Source organism: Rhizobium sp. UBA1881, assembly GCF_002338015.1.
GTDB lineage: Bacteria > Pseudomonadota > Alphaproteobacteria > Rhizobiales > Rhizobiaceae > Rhizobium.
The window spans coordinates 294,154-310,763 of sequence record NZ_DDHH01000057.1; the positions used below are offsets into that span (position 1 = coordinate 294,154).

A 16,610-nucleotide genomic window follows, 5' to 3' on the forward strand; every position below is an offset into this window, starting at 1 on the left:
CGGAACGGGGGCGATGGCAAAGATCAGGGACAATGGCAGAACAGTTCGACATGTTCTCGGGCGGCGCAAGCCAGTCCTCCGGACAGACCCCGCGCAAGGGACCGCTGAAGAGCCATGCTGCTGGCGAAATCAGCGAGCAGACGATGGTCGATCGCCTGGTCGAGACGGGTCGTTACCGGATTTTGAAGAAGCTTGAGCCGCGCACCGTGGCCGCGATGCCGCGCGCCGGCTTTCCGCTCCGTGGCGTTATCCTCGACACTGAAACCACAGGTCTCAGTCACCGCAAGGATGAGATCATCGAGATTGGCGTCATCGCGTTCAGCTTCGACCACGATGGCAATATCGGCGACGTCACGGGCGTTTACGGCGGCATGCAACAGCCAACGGTGACGATACCGGCCGAGATCACCAAGCTGACGGGTATCACCGACACGATGGTCGCAGGCCAGGAGATCGATCTTGCGGCGTTGAAGGCCCTGATTGAGCCGGCCGACCTGATCATCGCCCATAATGCCGGCTTCGACCGGCCATTCTGTGAAGCCTTCTCGCAGATTTTCGCCGGCAAGGCCTGGGCCTGCTCCAATGCCGAAATCGACTGGTCGGCCCGCGGCTTCGAAGGGACGAAGCTTGGCTACCTTGTCGGACAGGCGGGTTATTTCCACGATGGCCACCGCGCGGTCGACGACTGCTTCGCGTTGTTCGAGGTGCTTGGCCAGAGTGCTAGCCCCGGCACCGCGTTTTCGGAGCTCTATGCGGCCAGCCAGCATGCGCGCGTGCGCATCTATGCCGAAAATAGTCCTTTCGACATGAAGGATCATTTGAAAGCTCGCGGTTACCGCTGGTCGGACGGAAGCGACGGCCGTCCCAAGTCGTGGTGGGTCGAGGTCGATGAGAACGCCTTCGAGGATGAGCTCTCCTTTCTCCGGTTGGATATCTACCGCTGGCCGGACGCCGATCCGCCAACCCGTCGCCTGACGGCCTTCGATCGTTTCAGAGCGTAACTCCCCCAATATCCCAGGGCGGTGGACTTCTGCATTTCGTGCATGGCGGTGTGATCCACTGTCACTTTCTCGCACAATACCGCAGCGGCATCCGTGCTTTTGCTCGTGCTTCCGCAGTCTTCTAGGCCCTCAGTAGAGCATTCGAAGTCACAACGCTCGCTCCTAGCAGGCGTTTGTTCGTTTCGCGCCGGGCGCCAGCCTCCAGCGCGGGCCGGCGCGCTAGGCGATGCCGTCCTCATAACCTTGCCAAAGCCGCAGGTCGTTGACGGTTGACATGATTGGCAGGGGTCGTTGCCTTGAACGAAGGAGAGCAGATATCGGTGACGGCCGGTATTGTTCGTTGATCGCCAAAAGGAGGGACCTTGCACCGCAAGTTTGGACATTCGCCCTGTCTAAACGGGATCGGCAGCCCAATCTCATTCCTATCCGCCGAACAGCTGATATCTCATGGGTCTCGCAGGTCAATCGGGCAAATCCAGCGCTACGTGGGGTAACGAAATTCCTGCGCGTTCGTCCGGTCGCCTGGCACCCGCTGGACAACTGGCGGGCGCGTCCGGAGGAGCCAACCAAACTGACAGTAACGCGCTTGACTCCTGCGTTGATACGTATCAATAATCAATCGATACGTATCAACGATGGAATTTGTGGTGGCTGGCCGTAGGATCACACAGAAGGAAGTGGCGGAGCAGGCCGGCGTAGCGCAGGCAACCGTATCGCTTGTTTTGAATGGAGGCAGGGACAAGGTTGCACCTGAAACTGCTGACCGCATCGAGGCTGCAATCGCCCAGCTGGGCTACCAGCCCAACCGCTTTGCCCAGGCACTGCGCACAAGCCGGTCTCATGTCATCGCATGCGTTGTCCCGGATCTGACGAACCCGTTTTATCCCTCGCTTGTCGTCGCGGTTCAGAAGGTGGTTCGCAATGCCGGCTATGAGGTCATCACGATTGATACGGAAGGTGAAATCGCAAATGAACGCCAAGTGGTCGCGGCCGCATTGCAGGGGCGCTACGACGGCGTCGTAGGGGTGTTCTTCAATCTGTCAGCGCGTGATCTCGCGCCCCTCGGAAAGAATGGCGTGCCGGTCGTGCGCATCGAAGTGCGACGCAAATCGGGCGGTTCGCTTCCGATAGACGATCTGTTTATCGACAATCAGGCGGCCGCGCGCGCTGTTACCACGCATCTTCTAGGTATTGGTCATCGCGACATCGCCATGGTCGCCGCCCGCGGTGGCCCGCAAAGCGTTCGCCTACAGGGCTATCTAGACGCTATGGCATCGAGCCACGCAGAGCCGATCGTGCTTGAGGCGACGCATTTTACTGTGGAAGCAGGCAGCGAGATGGCCGATCGCATCGTCGCGAGCCGCCGGCGGGTCACCGCCGTCATTGCCGCCAATGACCTGATGGCGATTGGCGTTATTAAGAGCCTGCTGCGAAACGGATTGTCGGTCCCCAAGGATATTTCCGTCGCTGGCTTCGACGATATCATGGCCTCGGCACTCGTCACTCCGGGTCTCACAACGGTGGCGCAATTTCAGGATCGCCTCGGCGCGCGCGCTGCCGAAAAACTTCTCTCGCGCCTGATTTCCCGCGAAACCGAGCCGGCCCAGCCCGAGGAGATGCCGTTTGAACTCGTCATCCGAGCATCGGTCGCTCCACCGCCGGACGTAAAGAATTAATCCATCGAACAAGGGAGGAATGAATATGACCAAGATGAAGACGAAACTGCTTGCCGCTGCCGCCATCGTCATCGGCGCCGCTCAGATCGCCGCCGCCCAGGATCGGGTGACTTGGTGGTACGAGCAGGCAACCCCCGATCAGCAGAAGCTGATCAAGGAGAACATCGTCGAGCCTTTCGACAAGGCCAATCCAGAGCAGAGCCTGAAGATCGATTACCGCGGCACCGAACTCGACAAGCAGCTGCGCGTTGCCATGCTGTCCGGCAATGGTCCCGATGTCGTCTACACGGCGGGCCCGAGCTACGTCGCGCCGATGGCCCAGTCGGGCCAGCTCATGCCGCTCGACGATTATGCCGCCAAGTACAAGTGGCAGGATCGCATCCTGCCGGTTTTCCTGAAAATGGGTGAGTATAACGGCAAGCTTTACGCGCTGCCGAAGACTTACGAGACCGTCGGTCTTTTCTACAACAAGACCTTGTTTGAAAAGCATGGTTGGCAGGCGCCCAAAACGCTCGACGAGATGGAAACGCTCGCCGATGCCATGTTGAAGGAAGGCATCACGCCTTTCGCCGCCGGCAATGCCGATTGGCGTGGCGCCAATGAATGGTTCGTGACGCTGGCGCTCAATTCTGTCGCCGGCCCCGACAATCTCAACAAGGCGCTGCGTGGCGAAATGCCCTGGACGGCCGAGCCTTTCGTCAAGTCGATCGATCGCCTGAACTCCTGGTGGCAGAAGGGCTATTTCGGCAAGAACTACTTCTCGCTGACCAGCAGCGAGCAGGCGGCTGACGCGATGGCCTCCGGAAAAGCCGGCATGATGCCGACCGGTACATGGCAGTTCCAGAACGTTGCGACCTACGGCAAGAAGGCTGGCTCCGAGGCGGGCTTCGTCGGCTTCCCGAGCGTGTCCGGCGATCCGATCTTCCCGCTCGGGATCGGCTCGACCTTCTCGATCGCGACCAAGGCGAAGAACCCCGAAGGTGCCGCCACGGTGATCAACTACGTCTTCTCGCCGGAAGTCTACGGCACGATGAACTCCGCCTGGCAGGGCGAATGGAATATCCCGCTCAAGGATATATCGAGCGTCAAGATGGCGAGTGAAGTCACGCCGCTGTTTACCGAGACGATGAAGAACCTCTCCGCCTCGGTTGCCGACGGGAAATACGGCTACACCACCTGGACCTTCCTGCCGCCAGCGACCGACAGCTACATCATCAATGGCATCGAGGAAGTCTGGCTGAAGAAGATCTCGCCGACGGACTATCTGACCAAGCTCGACGAGTCCTTCCAGAAGGAATCCAAGGCCGGAAAGGCGCCTGCCGTCCCGGCTCGCTGATCAGGACTTTGTGAGGCGCGCTCAGCGCGCGCCTCCCGCCCGCCTTCCACCGGTGCCGGTGGCAGGGCAGGCCGGACCATGCCCGAAAAGGTAATACCATGCACAGACTCTATGTTCTGCCGACCCTCATCATAAACATCGTCATCATCGCCATTCCGGCGCTGCTGACGGTGGCCCTTGCCTTCTTCGAATGGGACGGCATCAGCACACCTGTTTTCGTCGGGTTGGACAATTTCGCGGCGCTGTGGGGCGACAGCGTGTTCTGGACGGCGCTTACCAACAACATCATCTGGACGATCATCTTCCTGACGGTGCCGATTGGCATGGGTCTGCTGGCGGCCACAATGCTTTTGGTCGCCCGTCGTGGCTCCAACACGTTCCAGGTCATCTACTTCCTCCCTGTTATCATCGCCACGGCCATTACCGGTCGTGTCTGGCAGGGCATGATCTACTCGCCGGTGACGGGTGTTACGGGCCTTCTCCAGCGATTGGGTATCGAAATTGCCAACCCACTGACAGAGACGTCGAGCGCGCTTTACGGCATTGCCGTCGTCGATCTGTGGCACTGGTGGGGTTTCCTGTGCGTCATCTTCTTTGCCGCCCTTCGCCAGGTGCCGGCCGAGCAGATCGAGGCGGCCCGCATCGAGGGCGCGACCTTCTTCCAGATGATCCGCTACGTGCTGCTTCCGGGCATCATGCCGACCATCACGCTGATGATGATCATGACCGTCATCTGGTCGTTCCTCGTCTTCGACTTCGTCTACATCCTCACGCAGGGCGGCCCCGCCTATTCCTCCGAAGTGCTGTCGACGCTTGCCTATCGTTCGGCCTTCTACGATCTCGCCGTCGGCAAGGCGGCCGCTGTTTCCGTCGTCATCAGCCTCTTCGGGCTGGCTGCCACTGTCCTCTATATCCGCGCGCAAGCATCGGAGTTCGAACAATGAACATGACCGAGAGCCGCATCACACTGACGCTCGTCTATGCGACGCTGTCGTTGCTGCTGATCATCACGCTGTTTCCCATCGTGCTGATGGTGCTGAATTCGCTGAAGGCGTCCGCCGAAATCGTGCAAAATCCGCTCGCCTGGCCGTCGGAATTGCGCTGGGACAACTTTACCCGCGCATGGTCGGACGCAAATTTCGGCCGCACACTCCTCAATTCGGCGGTGCTGACCGGCATGACGATCATCCTCGTCTGCACGACGGGTTCGCTGACGGCCTACGTTCTTGCCCGCCGCAAGATCAAGACGTGGAAGATCCTCACCTTCTATCTCCTGGCAAGCACCACGGCGCCGATCCAGCTCTTCCTCTTTCCCCTCTACTTCGGCTTCGCGCGCTTCGGGCTGATCAACAATCCGATAGCCGTGTCCTTCATCTACACGGCGGTCTACTCGCCCTTCGCCATCATGCTTCTGCGCACCTATTTTCTCGCTGTTCCCAAGGAGCTTGAGGAAGCCGCTTTGATCGACGGGGCGACGCACTGGCAGGTTTTCCGGCGCGTCTTCCTGCCGATCGTCTCGCCGGGCATCCTCACCGTCGCGTTGATCATCGGGCTTTACTCGTGGAACGAGTTCCTGATCGCAACCACCTTCCTGCAGGATCAGGACAGGCTGACGGCCGTCGTTTCCTTCTTCCTGCTGTCCGGCCAGTACTCGTCCGACTGGGGCGAGATCATGGCGGCGGCCCTCATCATTATTCTACCCATCGTAATTCTCTTCATCCTGCTGCAGCGCCATTTCATCGAAGGAATGGCAGGCGGTTCGGTGAAGGGCTGACAAGGAGCTTCTGATGTCCATACCTGCAGACTACAACAACCGTGTCTACGCCGGCGTTCTCGGCAAGCTGATCGGCGTCTATCTCGGCCGCCCATTCGAAAACTGGCGCTACAAGGATATTCTCCAGAAGCTCGGACCGATCACCTACTACGTCCACGAACGGCTGGGCGATCCGCTTGTCGTCACTGACGACGACGTCGGCGGCACCTTCGCCTTCCCGCGCGCGCTCGACGACTACGGCATCTCGCCCGACCTTTCCGCCGAGGATATCGGTAAGGCTTGGCTCAACTACATAATCGAGGAACGCTCGATCCTCTGGTGGGGCGGAGCCGGAAACTCTACCGAACACACGGCCTGGCTCAACCTGAAACGCGGTATTTCCGCACCCGCCTCCGGTTCGATCGAAACCAATGGCGCAACGGTCGCTGAGCAGATCGGCGCGCAGATCTTCATCGACGGCTGGGCGCTCGTGTCTCCCGGCAAGCCGGCGCAGGCTGCAAAGCTCGCGCGGGCGGCTGGTTCCGTCAGCCACGACGGTGAAGCGGTCCATGCCGCAGTGCTCTGGGCCGCAATGGAAGCGGAGGCTTTCGTCAGCAAGGATGTTAATCATCTGCTGGACACCGGCCTGTCCTATATTCCAACGGACAGCCTGATCGCTAAGCTTGTCGCTGATATCCGCCACTGGACATCCGGTAACGAGGATTGGGAGGAAACCCGCCAAAGGATCGAAGATAACTACGGCTACGACAAATATCCGGGCAATTGCCATGTCGTTCCGAACCATGCGTTGATGATCATGGCGCTCCTACATGCACCGCATGATTTCCAGCGCGGCCAGATGATCGTCAACACGTCCGGCTGGGATACGGATTGCAATGCCGGCAATCTCGGTTGCCTGCACGGCATCATGCTTGGTCTCGAGGGACTGGACGCCGGCCCGGATTGGCGCGGCCCGGTTGCCGACCGGCTCTACATGTCGACGGCCGACGGTGGTCGCTCGATCGCCGATGCCGTCGATGTTGCTCTCTGGCTTGCCAATCTCGGCCGCAAGCTTGCTGGTCAGGCCCACGAACCGGCGCCCAAGGACGGTGCCAAGTTCCACTTCTCACTGCCGGGGTCTGTTCAAGGCTTCCGTGCGCAAGCGGCCGATAGCGCGCTCGCCGATCTCAAGGTGAGCGGCACCGGCAATGGTCTGGCGATCGATTTTTCCGCGCTTGCTCCGGGCCGCGAGGCGGCAACCACCACGCCCGTGTTTACCCCAGCCGAAGTAACGAAGATGCGCACCTATGATCTGATGGCCAGCCCGCGTATTCATGCCGGCCAGGTGCTCAAGGCGCGCGTCAGCGCTGATCCAGGCAACAAGGGTATCGTCGAAGCCAAACTGCGCATTCGTCACTATGACGGGACGGACAACCTCGTCGCCATCGACATGCCAAATGGCGAATTGTTGGCAGCCGGCGCATCTGCCTCGCTCTCATGGACTGTGCCGGAGACCGGATACCAGCCGATCGCCGAGGTCGGCTTGGTGCTGAAGACGGCCGACGGCAGGGCAAACGGTCGTGTCGTCATCGACAGCCTGACCTGGGACGGCTGCCCGGCGGTGACATTTCGCCGGCCCGAGGGTGCCGGTGATTTCTGGCGGCGTGCCTGGGTGAGCAATGTGCATTTTTTCTCCAAGCACTTCCCGCAGGATTTCCGCATCAGCCAGAACCGCGGCGACGGCATGATCATGCAGGGCACGCGTGACTGGACGGATTACGCGATCGACGCCGATCTCATGCTCCATCTCGGCGATTACGGCGGTCTGGTCTTCCGTTCGCAGGGTCAGCGCCGGTATTATGCCGCGCTGGTCACTCGCGCCGGCGAGTTGCAAATCGTCAGGTGCAAGGACGAGGATCGCAAGGTGCTTGCCTCCGTCGCACTCGACGTGGAATTCGAGAAGGCATTTACGCTGAAGGTGTCGGCGAAGGGCGGGCATTTCGAAGCGCGCATTGGCGACACCACCGTCGAAGCCGACGATACGGCTTTTCAGGGCGGTTCGGCCGGTCTCATCATCCATGAGGGTGCATTGTCGGCCACGCGCATCGCAATTGGCGCGGCGTGAGGGGTGACAATATGGCCAGCGTAACAATCGATAAGGTTGTCAAGCGCTATGGAAGCGCTGAGGTCATTCACGGCATTGAGGCAAATTTCAATGAGGGCGAGTTCGTCGTCCTCGTAGGCCCGTCGGGCTGCGGGAAGTCGACGCTTTTGCGAATGATCGCGGGTCTGGAAGAGATCTCCGGTGGTGAAATATCGATCGGCGGCAAGGTGGTGAACAACCTGCCCCCGAAGAGCCGCGACATCTCGATGGTCTTCCAGAATTATGCGCTTTATCCGCATATGACCGTCGAGGAGAATATGGCATTTTCCCTGACGCTGGCCGGCGCCAGCAAGGAAGAGAAGCACAAAAAGGTACGTGAGGCGGCGGAAATCCTGGGCCTGGTTCCGCTCCTCCAGCGCAAGCCGAAGGCCCTATCGGGTGGCCAGCGTCAGCGTGTGGCCATGGGGCGCTCGATCGTGCGCAAGCCACAAGTCTTCCTGTTTGACGAGCCGCTTTCCAATCTTGACGCCAAGCTGCGCGTGCAAATGCGAGGCGAGATCAAGTCGCTACATCGCCGTCTTGGAACGACCATGATCTATGTTACCCACGATCAGATTGAGGCAATGACCATGGCCGACCGCATCGTCGTCATGCAGGCGGGCAAGATCGAGCAGGTTGGCTCGCCACTTGAGCTTTACGATCGCCCCGCAAATTCTTTTGTGGCGCAATTTATCGGCTCTCCTGCGATGAACCTGTTTCCGGCCGTCGCCCGATCCGGCGAGTTTGTTCTGCAAACCGGGAAGGGGACCGGATTGAAGGTTCCTGGAGGCGTACGCGATGGGCAGTCGATATTGATTGGCAAGCGTCCCGAAGAAATCGCACTTGTTAGCGCTGGTGTTGGCGAGCTTGAAGCCATCGTCGAGAATATCGAGCCGACGGGAGCGGAGACTTTCGTCGAGGCACGTCTTGGGGAGCAACTGGTTTCCATTGTATTGCGCGAACGGCCCCAGTTCGACGTCGCCAGCCGACAGCGTCTTTCACTTTCTCAGGGAAATCTGCATCTTTTCGACCAGGAGACGGGACGACGGATTGTGTCCCCATAGCGCGCCGAACCGCTTGGCGCGTGACAGGCGTGGTGGCTAGCCAGCTCGGCGTCACTGCTCGTTGCTGGAGCAAAGAGCTATTTTGCCGTCGTCCAGATTGACGAAGGTTACACCGCCACTCTCAAGCGCGATTTTCAATTGTGCAGCCGTTGCGCGGTGAACATCGTGGCGCCCGCCTTCGTAGTCGCGAACCGTGCTTCGCGACACGCCCGCCCGTGCTGACAGTTCAGCCTGTGTCCAGTCCACGAGACCGCGTGCCGCTCTACATAGGGCCGGCGACAAAATCTTATGGTCGTAAGCTTGACCCATCTTCGACTATCGCCCATATTGGTTGATATAGATCATATAGGCTAATTTAAAAGTGATTTCTAGGTCGTTGCTAAATATGCGATGCCTCTAATCACAATTCGAAAAGGACAGACGCATTGGGATAACAGCCGGACCCTTCATGCTCGTTGCCCTGCTGCTTCTTCCGTTCGTGGGTAGCATTCTGTCGGTCTTTTTCCTGAGAACGGTATCACGTCGCCTGCCTTCCAGCCTTGCTGGTATTGTCGTCTTCCTCGCCCTTTTGCTTAGCGCCAGTCTCTACCCGCAGGTCTCTGACGGGGGTGTCATTCGCTTCGACGCTGAGTGGTTGCCGCAGCTCGGTCTTGATCTGACTCTGCGCATGGATGCCTTTGCATGGATTTTCACCATGCTGATCACCTCCATCGGTTTTCTGGTCATCCTCTACGCCCGCTATTACATGTCGGAAGACGATCCGGTCCCGCGATTCTTCTCGTTCCTGCTTGCGTTCATGGGAGCGATGGTCGGCATTGTCATTTCAGGGAATGTCATCCTACTGTCGGTGTTCTGGGAACTGACAAGCATCTTCTCGTTCCTGTTGATCAGCTACTGGCACAACAATGCTGCCGCCCGAGACGGCGCTCGAATGGCCCTTACGATCACTGGGATCGGGGGCTTCTGCCTGTTGATCGGCCTGATTTTGCTTGGCAAGATCGTCGGCAGTTACGATCTGGACAAGATCCTGAACTCAGGTGACCTGATCCGAAATCACAGCCTTTATGTGCCCGCGCTGATTTTCATTCTGCTTGGAGCTTTGACGAAAAGCGCTCAGTTTCCATTCCACTTCTGGCTGCCCAATGCCATGTCGGCGCCGACGCCCGTGTCGGCATTCCTGCATTCGGCAACGATGGTGAAGGCGGGCGTCTTCCTGCTCGTGCGCTTCTGGCCAGTCTTGTCTGGAACCTACGAGTGGTTCTGGATCCTCGGCGCCGCGGGAATGATCACTTTGCTGCTTGGCGCATACTTCGCCATATTCCAGCGCGATCTGAAAGGGCTCCTTGCCTATTCGACGATCAGCCACCTTGGATTGATCACGACGCTGCTCAGCCTCGGAAGCCCATTGGCAACGGTGGCTGCGATTTTTCACATGCTCAATCACGCGACGTTCAAGGCGTCGCTGTTCATGGCGGCGGGCATCATCGACCACGAGACCGGGACGCGCGATATGCACAAGCTTAGCGGCTTGTACAGGTTCATGCCGATCACGGCGACCCTTGCCGTCGTCGCCAGCGCCGCTATGGCCGGCGTACCACTGCTGAACGGATTCCTTTCGAAGGAAATGTTCTTCGCGGAAGCGGTCGAGACGCACGCCGATTCCATCCTTGATAGAATTCTGCCCTATGTCGCGACGCTTGCTGGTGCCTTCAGCGTTGCCTATTCGCTGCGTTTCATCCACACCGTTTTCTTCGGCCCCGCGCCGACCGACCTGCCGATCGCGCATCCGCACGAACCGCCACGCTGGATGCGCTTTCCGATCGAGTTTCTCGTCGTGCTGTGCCTGGTGGTCGGTATCGTGCCGGCACTATCAATTGGACCATTTCTCCACAGCGCGGTGATCAGTGTTTTAAGAGACGACACGCCTGAGTACAGCCTTTCGCTGTGGCACGGGATCAATCTCCCGCTGATCATGAGCGTCATAGCGCTGATCGCCGGAACCGCGATCTACTGGGCGTTGAAAGGTTATCTGTCACGTTGCGACGACGGTCCACCCTTTATCCGGCGGCTGAAGGGGCAGCGCATCTTCGAACGTATCCTCGTGGAAGTCTCCTGGCGCTGGGCGCGCGTTGCCGAGCGGCGGCTTGGGACACGCAAGCTGCAGCCGCAGTTGCGGTGGCTGGTGGTCGCTGGACTGCTTGCGGGTGCCCTGCCGCTCTATCTCCGCGGCTTCGAACATCGTCCTTTTGCCTATTCCGGCGTCGATCCTGTCTTCACGGCGCTCTGGTTGATCGGGGTGTGTCTGGCGATCGGTACCGCTTACACGGCCAAATACCATCGACTGGCCGCGCTGGTCATGCTCGGCGGCGTCGGCCTGATCGTGTGCATCACCTTCGTATGGCTTTCGGCGCCTGATCTTGCGATCACCCAATTGCTGGTCGAGATCGTTACCACCGTTCTCATTCTGTTGGGGCTGCGGTGGCTGCCGAAACGATCTGAAGACATTCGCGAGTCCATGACGATCCGCGCCCGGTTCCGGCGCTTCCGCGACTTCGCGCTCGCCGTCCTCTGCGGCGTCTCCATGTCGGCCATCGCCTATGCCGTGATGACGATGCCGGTACCTGACGCGATCGCCAACTATTTCCTCGAGCATGCCTATTCGCTCGGCGGCGGACGAAACGTCGTCAATGTTATTCTCGTGGACTTCCGCGGATTCGACACGCTGGGCGAAATCGCGGTGCTAGGGGTCGTCTCGCTGACTGTCTACGGCTTGCTGCGTCGTTTCCGCCCGGCTGAAGACAGCATGGGAATGCCGGAGCAGCAGCAGGTGCAAAACCGCTTCGACGAGGAGCGGCCGGAGCGCTCGGCTGGCGACACGGTGCGCGACTATCTGCTCGTACCATCGGTCATCATGCAGTGGATGTTCCCAGTCATCATCACCTTCTCCGTCTACCTCTTCATGCGCGGGCATGACCTGCCGGGCGGCGGGTTCTCGGCGGGATTGACGCTCTCGATCGCCTTTCTCCTGCAATATCTCGCCGGCGGTACGCGCTGGGCCGAGGACCGCGTCCGCATTCTGCCGCTGCGGTGGATGGGCGCGGGATTGTTGACGGCGGTGTTGACGGGCGCCGGTGCCTGGTTGCTCGGCTATCCGTTCCTGACCTCGCATTCGCGCTATCTCGAACTTCCCCTGATCGGCAAGGTGCCGGCGGCGACGGCACTGCTCTTCGACCTCGGCGTCTTTTCGCTCGTTGTCGGATCGACCGTGCTGATCCTTGTCGCCCTTGCCCACCAATCGTTGCGGATCAACCGCCTGCGCACGATCGACGCGGCCAAATCGGAGGAGCGGTGATGGAACTGGTTCTGTCGATCGCCATCGGCATCATGACGAGCTGCGGGGTCTGGCTTATCCTGCGCCCGCGCACCTATCAGGTAATCATCGGGCTCTCGCTCCTCTCCTATGCCGTCAACCTCTTCATCTTCGGCGTCGGCGGCGTGAAGGCCAACGTTCCGCCGATCCTGGGAGGCGACGATCCGTCCATTCTCGCCGATCCGGTACCACAGGCCCTCGTGCTGACCGCCATCGTCATCGGCTTTGCGACCACGGCGCTGTTTCTCGTGGTCCTCCTGGCGTCGCGCGGGCTGACGGGCAGCGACCATGTCGATGGAAGGAACGAGCCGAAATGAGCGGTTGGTCCCATCACCTCATCGTAGCGCCCATCCTCATTCCGCTGATCGCCAGTGCCCTCTTGCTGTTCATCGACGAGCGGCGCCGCCTCGCCAAGGCGATGGTCAGCCTCGCCTCCGCGATCTCGCTCACCGTGATCGCTTTCATCCTGTTCAGGATCGAAAGCGGCCCGAATGGGTTCGAGGGCGTCTATCTCGTTGGCAACTGGTCGGCACCCTTCGGCATCGTGCTCGTTCTCGACGGGCTATCGGCCATGATGCTGCTTTTGACCGCACTGCTTGCCGTGTCGGCACTCGTCTTCTCGCTGGCGCGCTGGCATGCGGTGGGCGCGCATTTTCACAGCATGTTCCAGCTGCTCCTCATGGGGGTCAACGGGGCCTTCCTCACGGGCGACCTGTTCAACCTCTTCGTCTTCTTCGAGGTCATGCTGGCAGCCTCCTACGGTCTTCTGCTGCATGGCTCAGGCCCGCTGCGCGTCAAGGCTGGCATGCATTACATCGCGGTCAACCTCGTGGCCGCGCTGCTGTTCCTGATTGGCGTCAGCCTCATCTACGGAACGGCGGGGACGCTCAACATGGCCGACCTTGCCGCCCGCATCCCCGAGATCGAGCCCGACCGGCGCATGTTGATGGAGGCCGGCGCCGGCATATTGGGTGTCGTCTTCCTTATCAAGGCTGGCATGTGGCCGCTTTGCTTCTGGCTCCCCACCGCCTATAGCGCCGCATCTGCACCGGTGGCCGGTATCTTCGCGATCATGAGCAAGCTTGGGATCTATGTGATCCTGCGGCTGACGATGCTGCTGTTCGGTGAGGGCCCCTCGGCCGGGTTCGGCGCGCCGGTTCTGCTTTATGGCGGCATGGCCACGTTGATCTTCGGCATCGTCGGCGTGCTTGCATCGCAGGCGTTGGGACGGCTTGCGGGCTTTTCCGTACTGGTCTCCTCGGGGACACTGCTGATGGTGCTTGGTATCAACGACGGCGCGGTCTCTTCCGGCGCGCTGCTCTATCTCGTCAGCTCAACATTGACGATCAGCGCCTTCTTCATGCTCATCGAACTCGTCGAACGCGGCCAGGATGCGGGCGCAAACGTGCTTGCCGTGACTATGGAGGCTTATGGCGAGGCCGACGAAGAGCCCGAAAACGAGGAAGAAGGCGTCACCATGCCGGGGACCATGGCTGTTCTCGGCATTTGTTTCGCGGCCTGCGGCATCTTGCTCTCCGGCCTTCCCCCGCTCTCGGGCTTCGTCGCCAAATTCGCCATGCTCTCTGCGATGATGGGCACCGGCTCCATCGGCGTGCCGCCCACTGCGGCGATCTGGGCTTTGGTCGTTCTCGTTATTCTCTCCGGCATAGCCGCGCTGATTTCCATGACGCGCGTCGGCATCCGCACCTTCTGGAGCTCGATCGAAGGAACTGTGCCCCGCGTGCTGGTGATCGAGATCGTGCCGGTGATGTTCCTCTTGGCGCTGACGCTCGCGCTCACCGTGCAGGCCGGGCCGGCGATGCAATACATGGACACGACGATCCGCACGCTGAGCAAGCCGTCGATCTATATCGACGCGGTCAACAACGCGCTGCCGATCAAGGGCGTCAAAGCTGGAACGGAGGGCGAGTGATGCTTCCCTATCCCATTCTTGCGACGTGCCTGCTCATCATGTGGTTGCTGCTAAACGGCTTCACCCTCGGCCATTTCATCCTGGGCCTCGTCGTTGCGGTCTTCGCGGGCTGGGCGATGGCCTCTCTCAAGTCGGAACCGGTACGGCTGAAGAAATGGTATCTCCTGCCGAAGCTCTTCGGTTTGGTGTTCGGTGATATCGTCAAGTCGAACATCGACGTCGCGTGGATCATTTTGCGCAGCGGGAAACGACGGCACAACCCCGGCTTTATCACCATACACTTGGAACTCCGCAGCCAGTTCGCGCTTGCCGTGCTGGCCGTGATCTTGACTAGCACGCCAGGATCCGCATGGCTGGAATATGATTCCAACGATCACACGGTGTTGCTGCACGTTCTCGACATACAGAACGAAGCCGTATGGCGCGATACTATCAAGAACCGATACGAGGCGCTGTTGCTGGAGATATTCGCATGAGTGCAATCATCCTCTTCACGGCCGTGTCGGTCGCTCAGGTCATGCTCGTTGCGGCCATGGCCATCGTTTCGGTCCGCATGTTCGTCGGCCCCCGCGCGCAAGACCGCATCATCGGCCTCGACACGTTTTACATCAATGCCATGCTGCTTTTGGTAACCTTCGGCGTCGGAACGGGGAGGGTGGTCTATTTCGAAGCCGCATTGGTCATAGGAATGATAGGCTTCGTAGCAACCGTGGCACTGGCGAAGTTCCTGATGCGCGGGGAGGTGATCGAATGATGCACGCTGCCGTGGATCTGCCGGTCTGGGTGGCGTCGCTTGTCGCCTTCTTCCTCGTTCTCGGAGCGCTGCTGGCTCTGATCGGTGCGATCGGATTTCTCCGTCTACCAAGTTTCTACCAACGTATCCACGCGCCGACACTCGGAACCAGCTGGGGGATTGGCGGGGTTATGCTCGGCTCGATGATCTTCTTTTCCGCTGTGTCCTCTCGCTTTGCGGTCCACGAGATTTTGATCGGCGTGTTCGTGACCGTGACGACACCGGTAACTCTGATGATGCTGGCACGTGCTGCCTTGCACAGAGACCGGGCAGAGGGAAATCGAGAAGCGCCGCCAAAGCACGCCAAGGAGTGAGATACGAACGCGTAAGCGCCAAATTGGTGCTGAAGTCTTCCGCGCAATACCGGTATCGCTTATCCTGCGGCCCGCACGCTTAACGAAGAACGGGCGGGATTTCTGACACGTTCGGCTCAAAGTTTCCGTGCTCGATCAGCTCGAACATTCTGGCAAGCATTGCCGGTACGTCCTGGCGAACCATCTCGATGTTGTCGCCGAGTAGGGCGACGAGGGGATCATAGTCGAAGCATCCGAGTGCGAACTCCTGCTCGCTGACAGGTCCGGCGAGCCGCACCCAGCGGAGCACGCCTTCAAGTGTAATTGTCGAGTTGACGAACATGCCTTTGGAAAAGGGCAAGCCGCTGGTAGCGCGCTCCATTAGCGCGCTCTGCGCCTTTTCGGGGGCGTAACCACAGGCGATGACCCTGTCGTCATCAAGGTCGATACCGTGATCCGCATGTGCTTGGCGAAATCCCCTTAGACGTTCCATCGTGTTGTGATCGCCGCCACGACCGCCGACGAACATCAGTGGTTCCATTGAGCCAAATCGGTGTTGGCAACTGACGAGTATTCTTCGCGTCAGCTCGCGAGCGCCTGCGAAGTTGTCGGAAATGATGGAGGGTGCAAGTTTGCCGGGCAGATCGAGGTTGATCGTCCGCACGCCTGCAGCGGCACATAGTTCGGTAACCCTGTCGGGGTCCGTAGCACCTGTCGCAATCACGCAATCCACCTGGTAGGAGAGCATCGCTCGAGCGGCCTCAATCTCAAGCGCAGGGTCGCGTCGCGTGCATGTGATAAGCGGAAAGAAGCCCTTGTCGCGAGCCATGGTCTCGAAGAGTTCCACGATCGAACCGAAATATCGGTTATCGTACTTGGGAACGATCATGCCGATGATGTGCGACTTTTCACGGCGCAGCAGACTTGCCTGCATGTTGAGCGCGTAACCCTGCTCCTCGGCTATTCGCGTTATCTTCTCGGCAAGCTGCTTGCTGATACGGCGCTTCTTCCAGTTCCCGTTCAAGACAGCACTGACCGCGCTCGCAGAGGTGCCGGCGAGTTCCGCAAGGTCGTAGATCGTGGTTCGCTTCTGCTGCCTGTCCAATTTCAAAATTCTCATCTCCTGTGTCGGGCGCTAACTTGACATCAAACGAGAGAAGTGGCAAATCTTGCTTCATCGATTGAGCAAATGCGCTCAATCGATGATACGTGCCAGCTAGGAGGCTGGCACCGGGAGGTGATTTCGCA

Annotated in this window: 15 protein-coding genes; 13 read left to right on the forward strand and 2 right to left on the reverse strand. The window is 59.7% G+C overall.

Annotation, left to right across the window (positions count from 1 at the left end; genetic code table 11):
- Nucleotides 1-32 precede the first annotated feature (32 nt).
- The 7 genes from B3605_RS06745 to B3605_RS06775 all read left to right on the forward strand — a co-directional run bounded on the left by B3605_RS06745 (nt 33) and on the right by B3605_RS06775 (nt 8,973).
- Entirely contained in the window at nt 33-1,001 is a 969-nt protein-coding gene (locus tag B3605_RS06745) for a 3'-5' exonuclease (RefSeq protein ID WP_112943295.1), read from the forward strand.
- A gap of 635 nt (nt 1,002-1,636) precedes the next feature.
- Complete coding sequence (locus B3605_RS06750; RefSeq protein ID WP_162704904.1) at nt 1,637-2,677, forward strand: LacI family DNA-binding transcriptional regulator; 1,041 nt, start codon at nt 1,637-1,639, stop codon at nt 2,675-2,677.
- A gap of 25 nt (nt 2,678-2,702) precedes the next feature.
- Nucleotides 2,703-4,013 carry an ABC transporter substrate-binding protein gene (locus B3605_RS06755; protein ID WP_112820151.1) on the forward strand — a complete coding sequence of 437 codons (1,311 nt, stop codon included), beginning with the start codon at nt 2,703-2,705 and terminating at the stop codon, nt 4,011-4,013.
- Nucleotides 4,014-4,111: 98 nt separating this feature from the next.
- A complete protein-coding gene (locus tag B3605_RS06760; protein ID WP_112819920.1) occupies nt 4,112-4,957 on the forward strand; it encodes a carbohydrate ABC transporter permease in 846 nt (281 codons plus the stop codon).
- Nucleotides 4,954-5,787 carry a carbohydrate ABC transporter permease gene (locus tag B3605_RS06765; RefSeq protein WP_047511710.1) on the forward strand — a complete coding sequence of 278 codons (834 nt, stop codon included), beginning with the start codon at nt 4,954-4,956 and terminating at the stop codon, nt 5,785-5,787. Before B3605_RS06760 ends, B3605_RS06765 begins: the two co-directional genes overlap by 4 nt.
- A 13-nt stretch (nt 5,788-5,800) precedes the next feature.
- Nucleotides 5,801-7,891: an ADP-ribosylglycohydrolase family protein gene (locus B3605_RS06770; protein WP_296433377.1), complete on the forward strand. Its 2,091-nt coding sequence runs from the start codon at nt 5,801-5,803 to the stop codon at nt 7,889-7,891.
- Nucleotides 7,892-7,902: 11 nt separating this feature from the next.
- Nucleotides 7,903-8,973, forward strand: coding sequence for an ABC transporter ATP-binding protein (locus B3605_RS06775; protein ID WP_112943292.1), 1,071 nt, complete (start codon nt 7,903-7,905; stop codon nt 8,971-8,973).
- A 51-nt stretch (nt 8,974-9,024) separates the two neighbouring features.
- Here B3605_RS06775 and B3605_RS06780 read toward each other — a convergent pair whose 3' ends face one another.
- The gene (locus tag B3605_RS06780; RefSeq protein ID WP_112819912.1) at nt 9,025-9,282 is read right to left on the reverse strand and encodes a helix-turn-helix domain-containing protein; all 258 of its coding nucleotides are present in this window, start codon (nt 9,280-9,282) and stop codon (nt 9,025-9,027) included.
- 139 nt (nt 9,283-9,421) lie between these two features.
- Between B3605_RS06780 and B3605_RS06785 the strand changes: the two genes are divergently transcribed.
- Genes B3605_RS06785 through mnhG form a run of 6 tightly spaced genes read left to right on the forward strand, consistent with a single transcriptional unit; the run spans nt 9,422 to nt 15,383 of the window.
- Complete coding sequence (locus tag B3605_RS06785) at nt 9,422-12,325, forward strand: monovalent cation/H+ antiporter subunit A (RefSeq protein ID WP_296433378.1); 2,904 nt, start codon at nt 9,422-9,424, stop codon at nt 12,323-12,325.
- A complete protein-coding gene (locus B3605_RS06790) occupies nt 12,325-12,660 on the forward strand; it encodes a Na+/H+ antiporter subunit C (RefSeq protein ID WP_112533468.1) in 336 nt (111 codons plus the stop codon). Before B3605_RS06785 ends, B3605_RS06790 begins: the two co-directional genes overlap by 1 nt.
- The gene (locus tag B3605_RS06795) at nt 12,657-14,276 is read left to right on the forward strand and encodes a monovalent cation/H+ antiporter subunit D (protein ID WP_296433379.1); all 1,620 of its coding nucleotides are present in this window, start codon (nt 12,657-12,659) and stop codon (nt 14,274-14,276) included. The genes B3605_RS06790 and B3605_RS06795 overlap by 4 nt, the downstream gene beginning before the upstream one ends.
- On the forward strand, nt 14,276-14,752 hold the full coding sequence (locus B3605_RS06800) for a Na+/H+ antiporter subunit E (RefSeq protein WP_112943288.1): 477 nt from the start codon (nt 14,276-14,278) through the stop codon (nt 14,750-14,752). The genes B3605_RS06795 and B3605_RS06800 overlap by 1 nt, the downstream gene beginning before the upstream one ends.
- Nucleotides 14,749-15,030 carry a K+/H+ antiporter subunit F gene (locus B3605_RS06805; protein ID WP_112819904.1) on the forward strand — a complete coding sequence of 94 codons (282 nt, stop codon included), beginning with the start codon at nt 14,749-14,751 and terminating at the stop codon, nt 15,028-15,030. The genes B3605_RS06800 and B3605_RS06805 overlap by 4 nt, the downstream gene beginning before the upstream one ends.
- Complete coding sequence (gene mnhG / locus B3605_RS06810; RefSeq protein ID WP_183794294.1) at nt 15,027-15,383, forward strand: monovalent cation/H(+) antiporter subunit G; 357 nt, start codon at nt 15,027-15,029, stop codon at nt 15,381-15,383. Before B3605_RS06805 ends, mnhG begins: the two co-directional genes overlap by 4 nt.
- A gap of 79 nt (nt 15,384-15,462) precedes the next feature.
- Here mnhG and B3605_RS06815 read toward each other — a convergent pair whose 3' ends face one another.
- On the reverse strand, nt 15,463-16,473 hold the full coding sequence (locus B3605_RS06815) for a LacI family DNA-binding transcriptional regulator (RefSeq protein WP_112820145.1): 1,011 nt from the start codon (nt 16,471-16,473) through the stop codon (nt 15,463-15,465).
- Nucleotides 16,474-16,610 lie beyond the last annotated feature (137 nt).

Bases quoted from the DNA above. Each gene is read 5' to 3' on its own strand.
- B3605_RS06745 (WP_112943295.1), top strand. From the start codon at position 33: ATGGCAGAACAGTTCGACATGTTCTCGGGCGGCGCAAGCCAGTCCTCC.
- B3605_RS06750 (WP_162704904.1), top strand. From the start codon at position 1,637: ATGGAATTTGTGGTGGCTGGCCGTAGGATCACACAGAAGGAAGTGGCG.
- B3605_RS06755 (WP_112820151.1), top strand. From the start codon at position 2,703: ATGACCAAGATGAAGACGAAACTGCTTGCCGCTGCCGCCATCGTCATC.
- B3605_RS06760 (WP_112819920.1), top strand. From the start codon at position 4,112: ATGCACAGACTCTATGTTCTGCCGACCCTCATCATAAACATCGTCATC.
- B3605_RS06765 (WP_047511710.1), top strand. From the start codon at position 4,954: ATGAACATGACCGAGAGCCGCATCACACTGACGCTCGTCTATGCGACG.
- B3605_RS06770 (WP_296433377.1), top strand. From the start codon at position 5,801: ATGTCCATACCTGCAGACTACAACAACCGTGTCTACGCCGGCGTTCTC.
- B3605_RS06775 (WP_112943292.1), top strand. From the start codon at position 7,903: ATGGCCAGCGTAACAATCGATAAGGTTGTCAAGCGCTATGGAAGCGCT.
- B3605_RS06780 (WP_112819912.1), bottom strand. From the start codon at position 9,282: ATGGGTCAAGCTTACGACCATAAGATTTTGTCGCCGGCCCTATGTAGA.
- B3605_RS06785 (WP_296433378.1), top strand. From the start codon at position 9,422: ATGCTCGTTGCCCTGCTGCTTCTTCCGTTCGTGGGTAGCATTCTGTCG.
- B3605_RS06790 (WP_112533468.1), top strand. From the start codon at position 12,325: ATGGAACTGGTTCTGTCGATCGCCATCGGCATCATGACGAGCTGCGGG.
- B3605_RS06795 (WP_296433379.1), top strand. From the start codon at position 12,657: ATGAGCGGTTGGTCCCATCACCTCATCGTAGCGCCCATCCTCATTCCG.
- B3605_RS06800 (WP_112943288.1), top strand. From the start codon at position 14,276: ATGCTTCCCTATCCCATTCTTGCGACGTGCCTGCTCATCATGTGGTTG.
- B3605_RS06805 (WP_112819904.1), top strand. From the start codon at position 14,749: ATGAGTGCAATCATCCTCTTCACGGCCGTGTCGGTCGCTCAGGTCATG.
- mnhG (WP_183794294.1), top strand. From the start codon at position 15,027: ATGATGCACGCTGCCGTGGATCTGCCGGTCTGGGTGGCGTCGCTTGTC.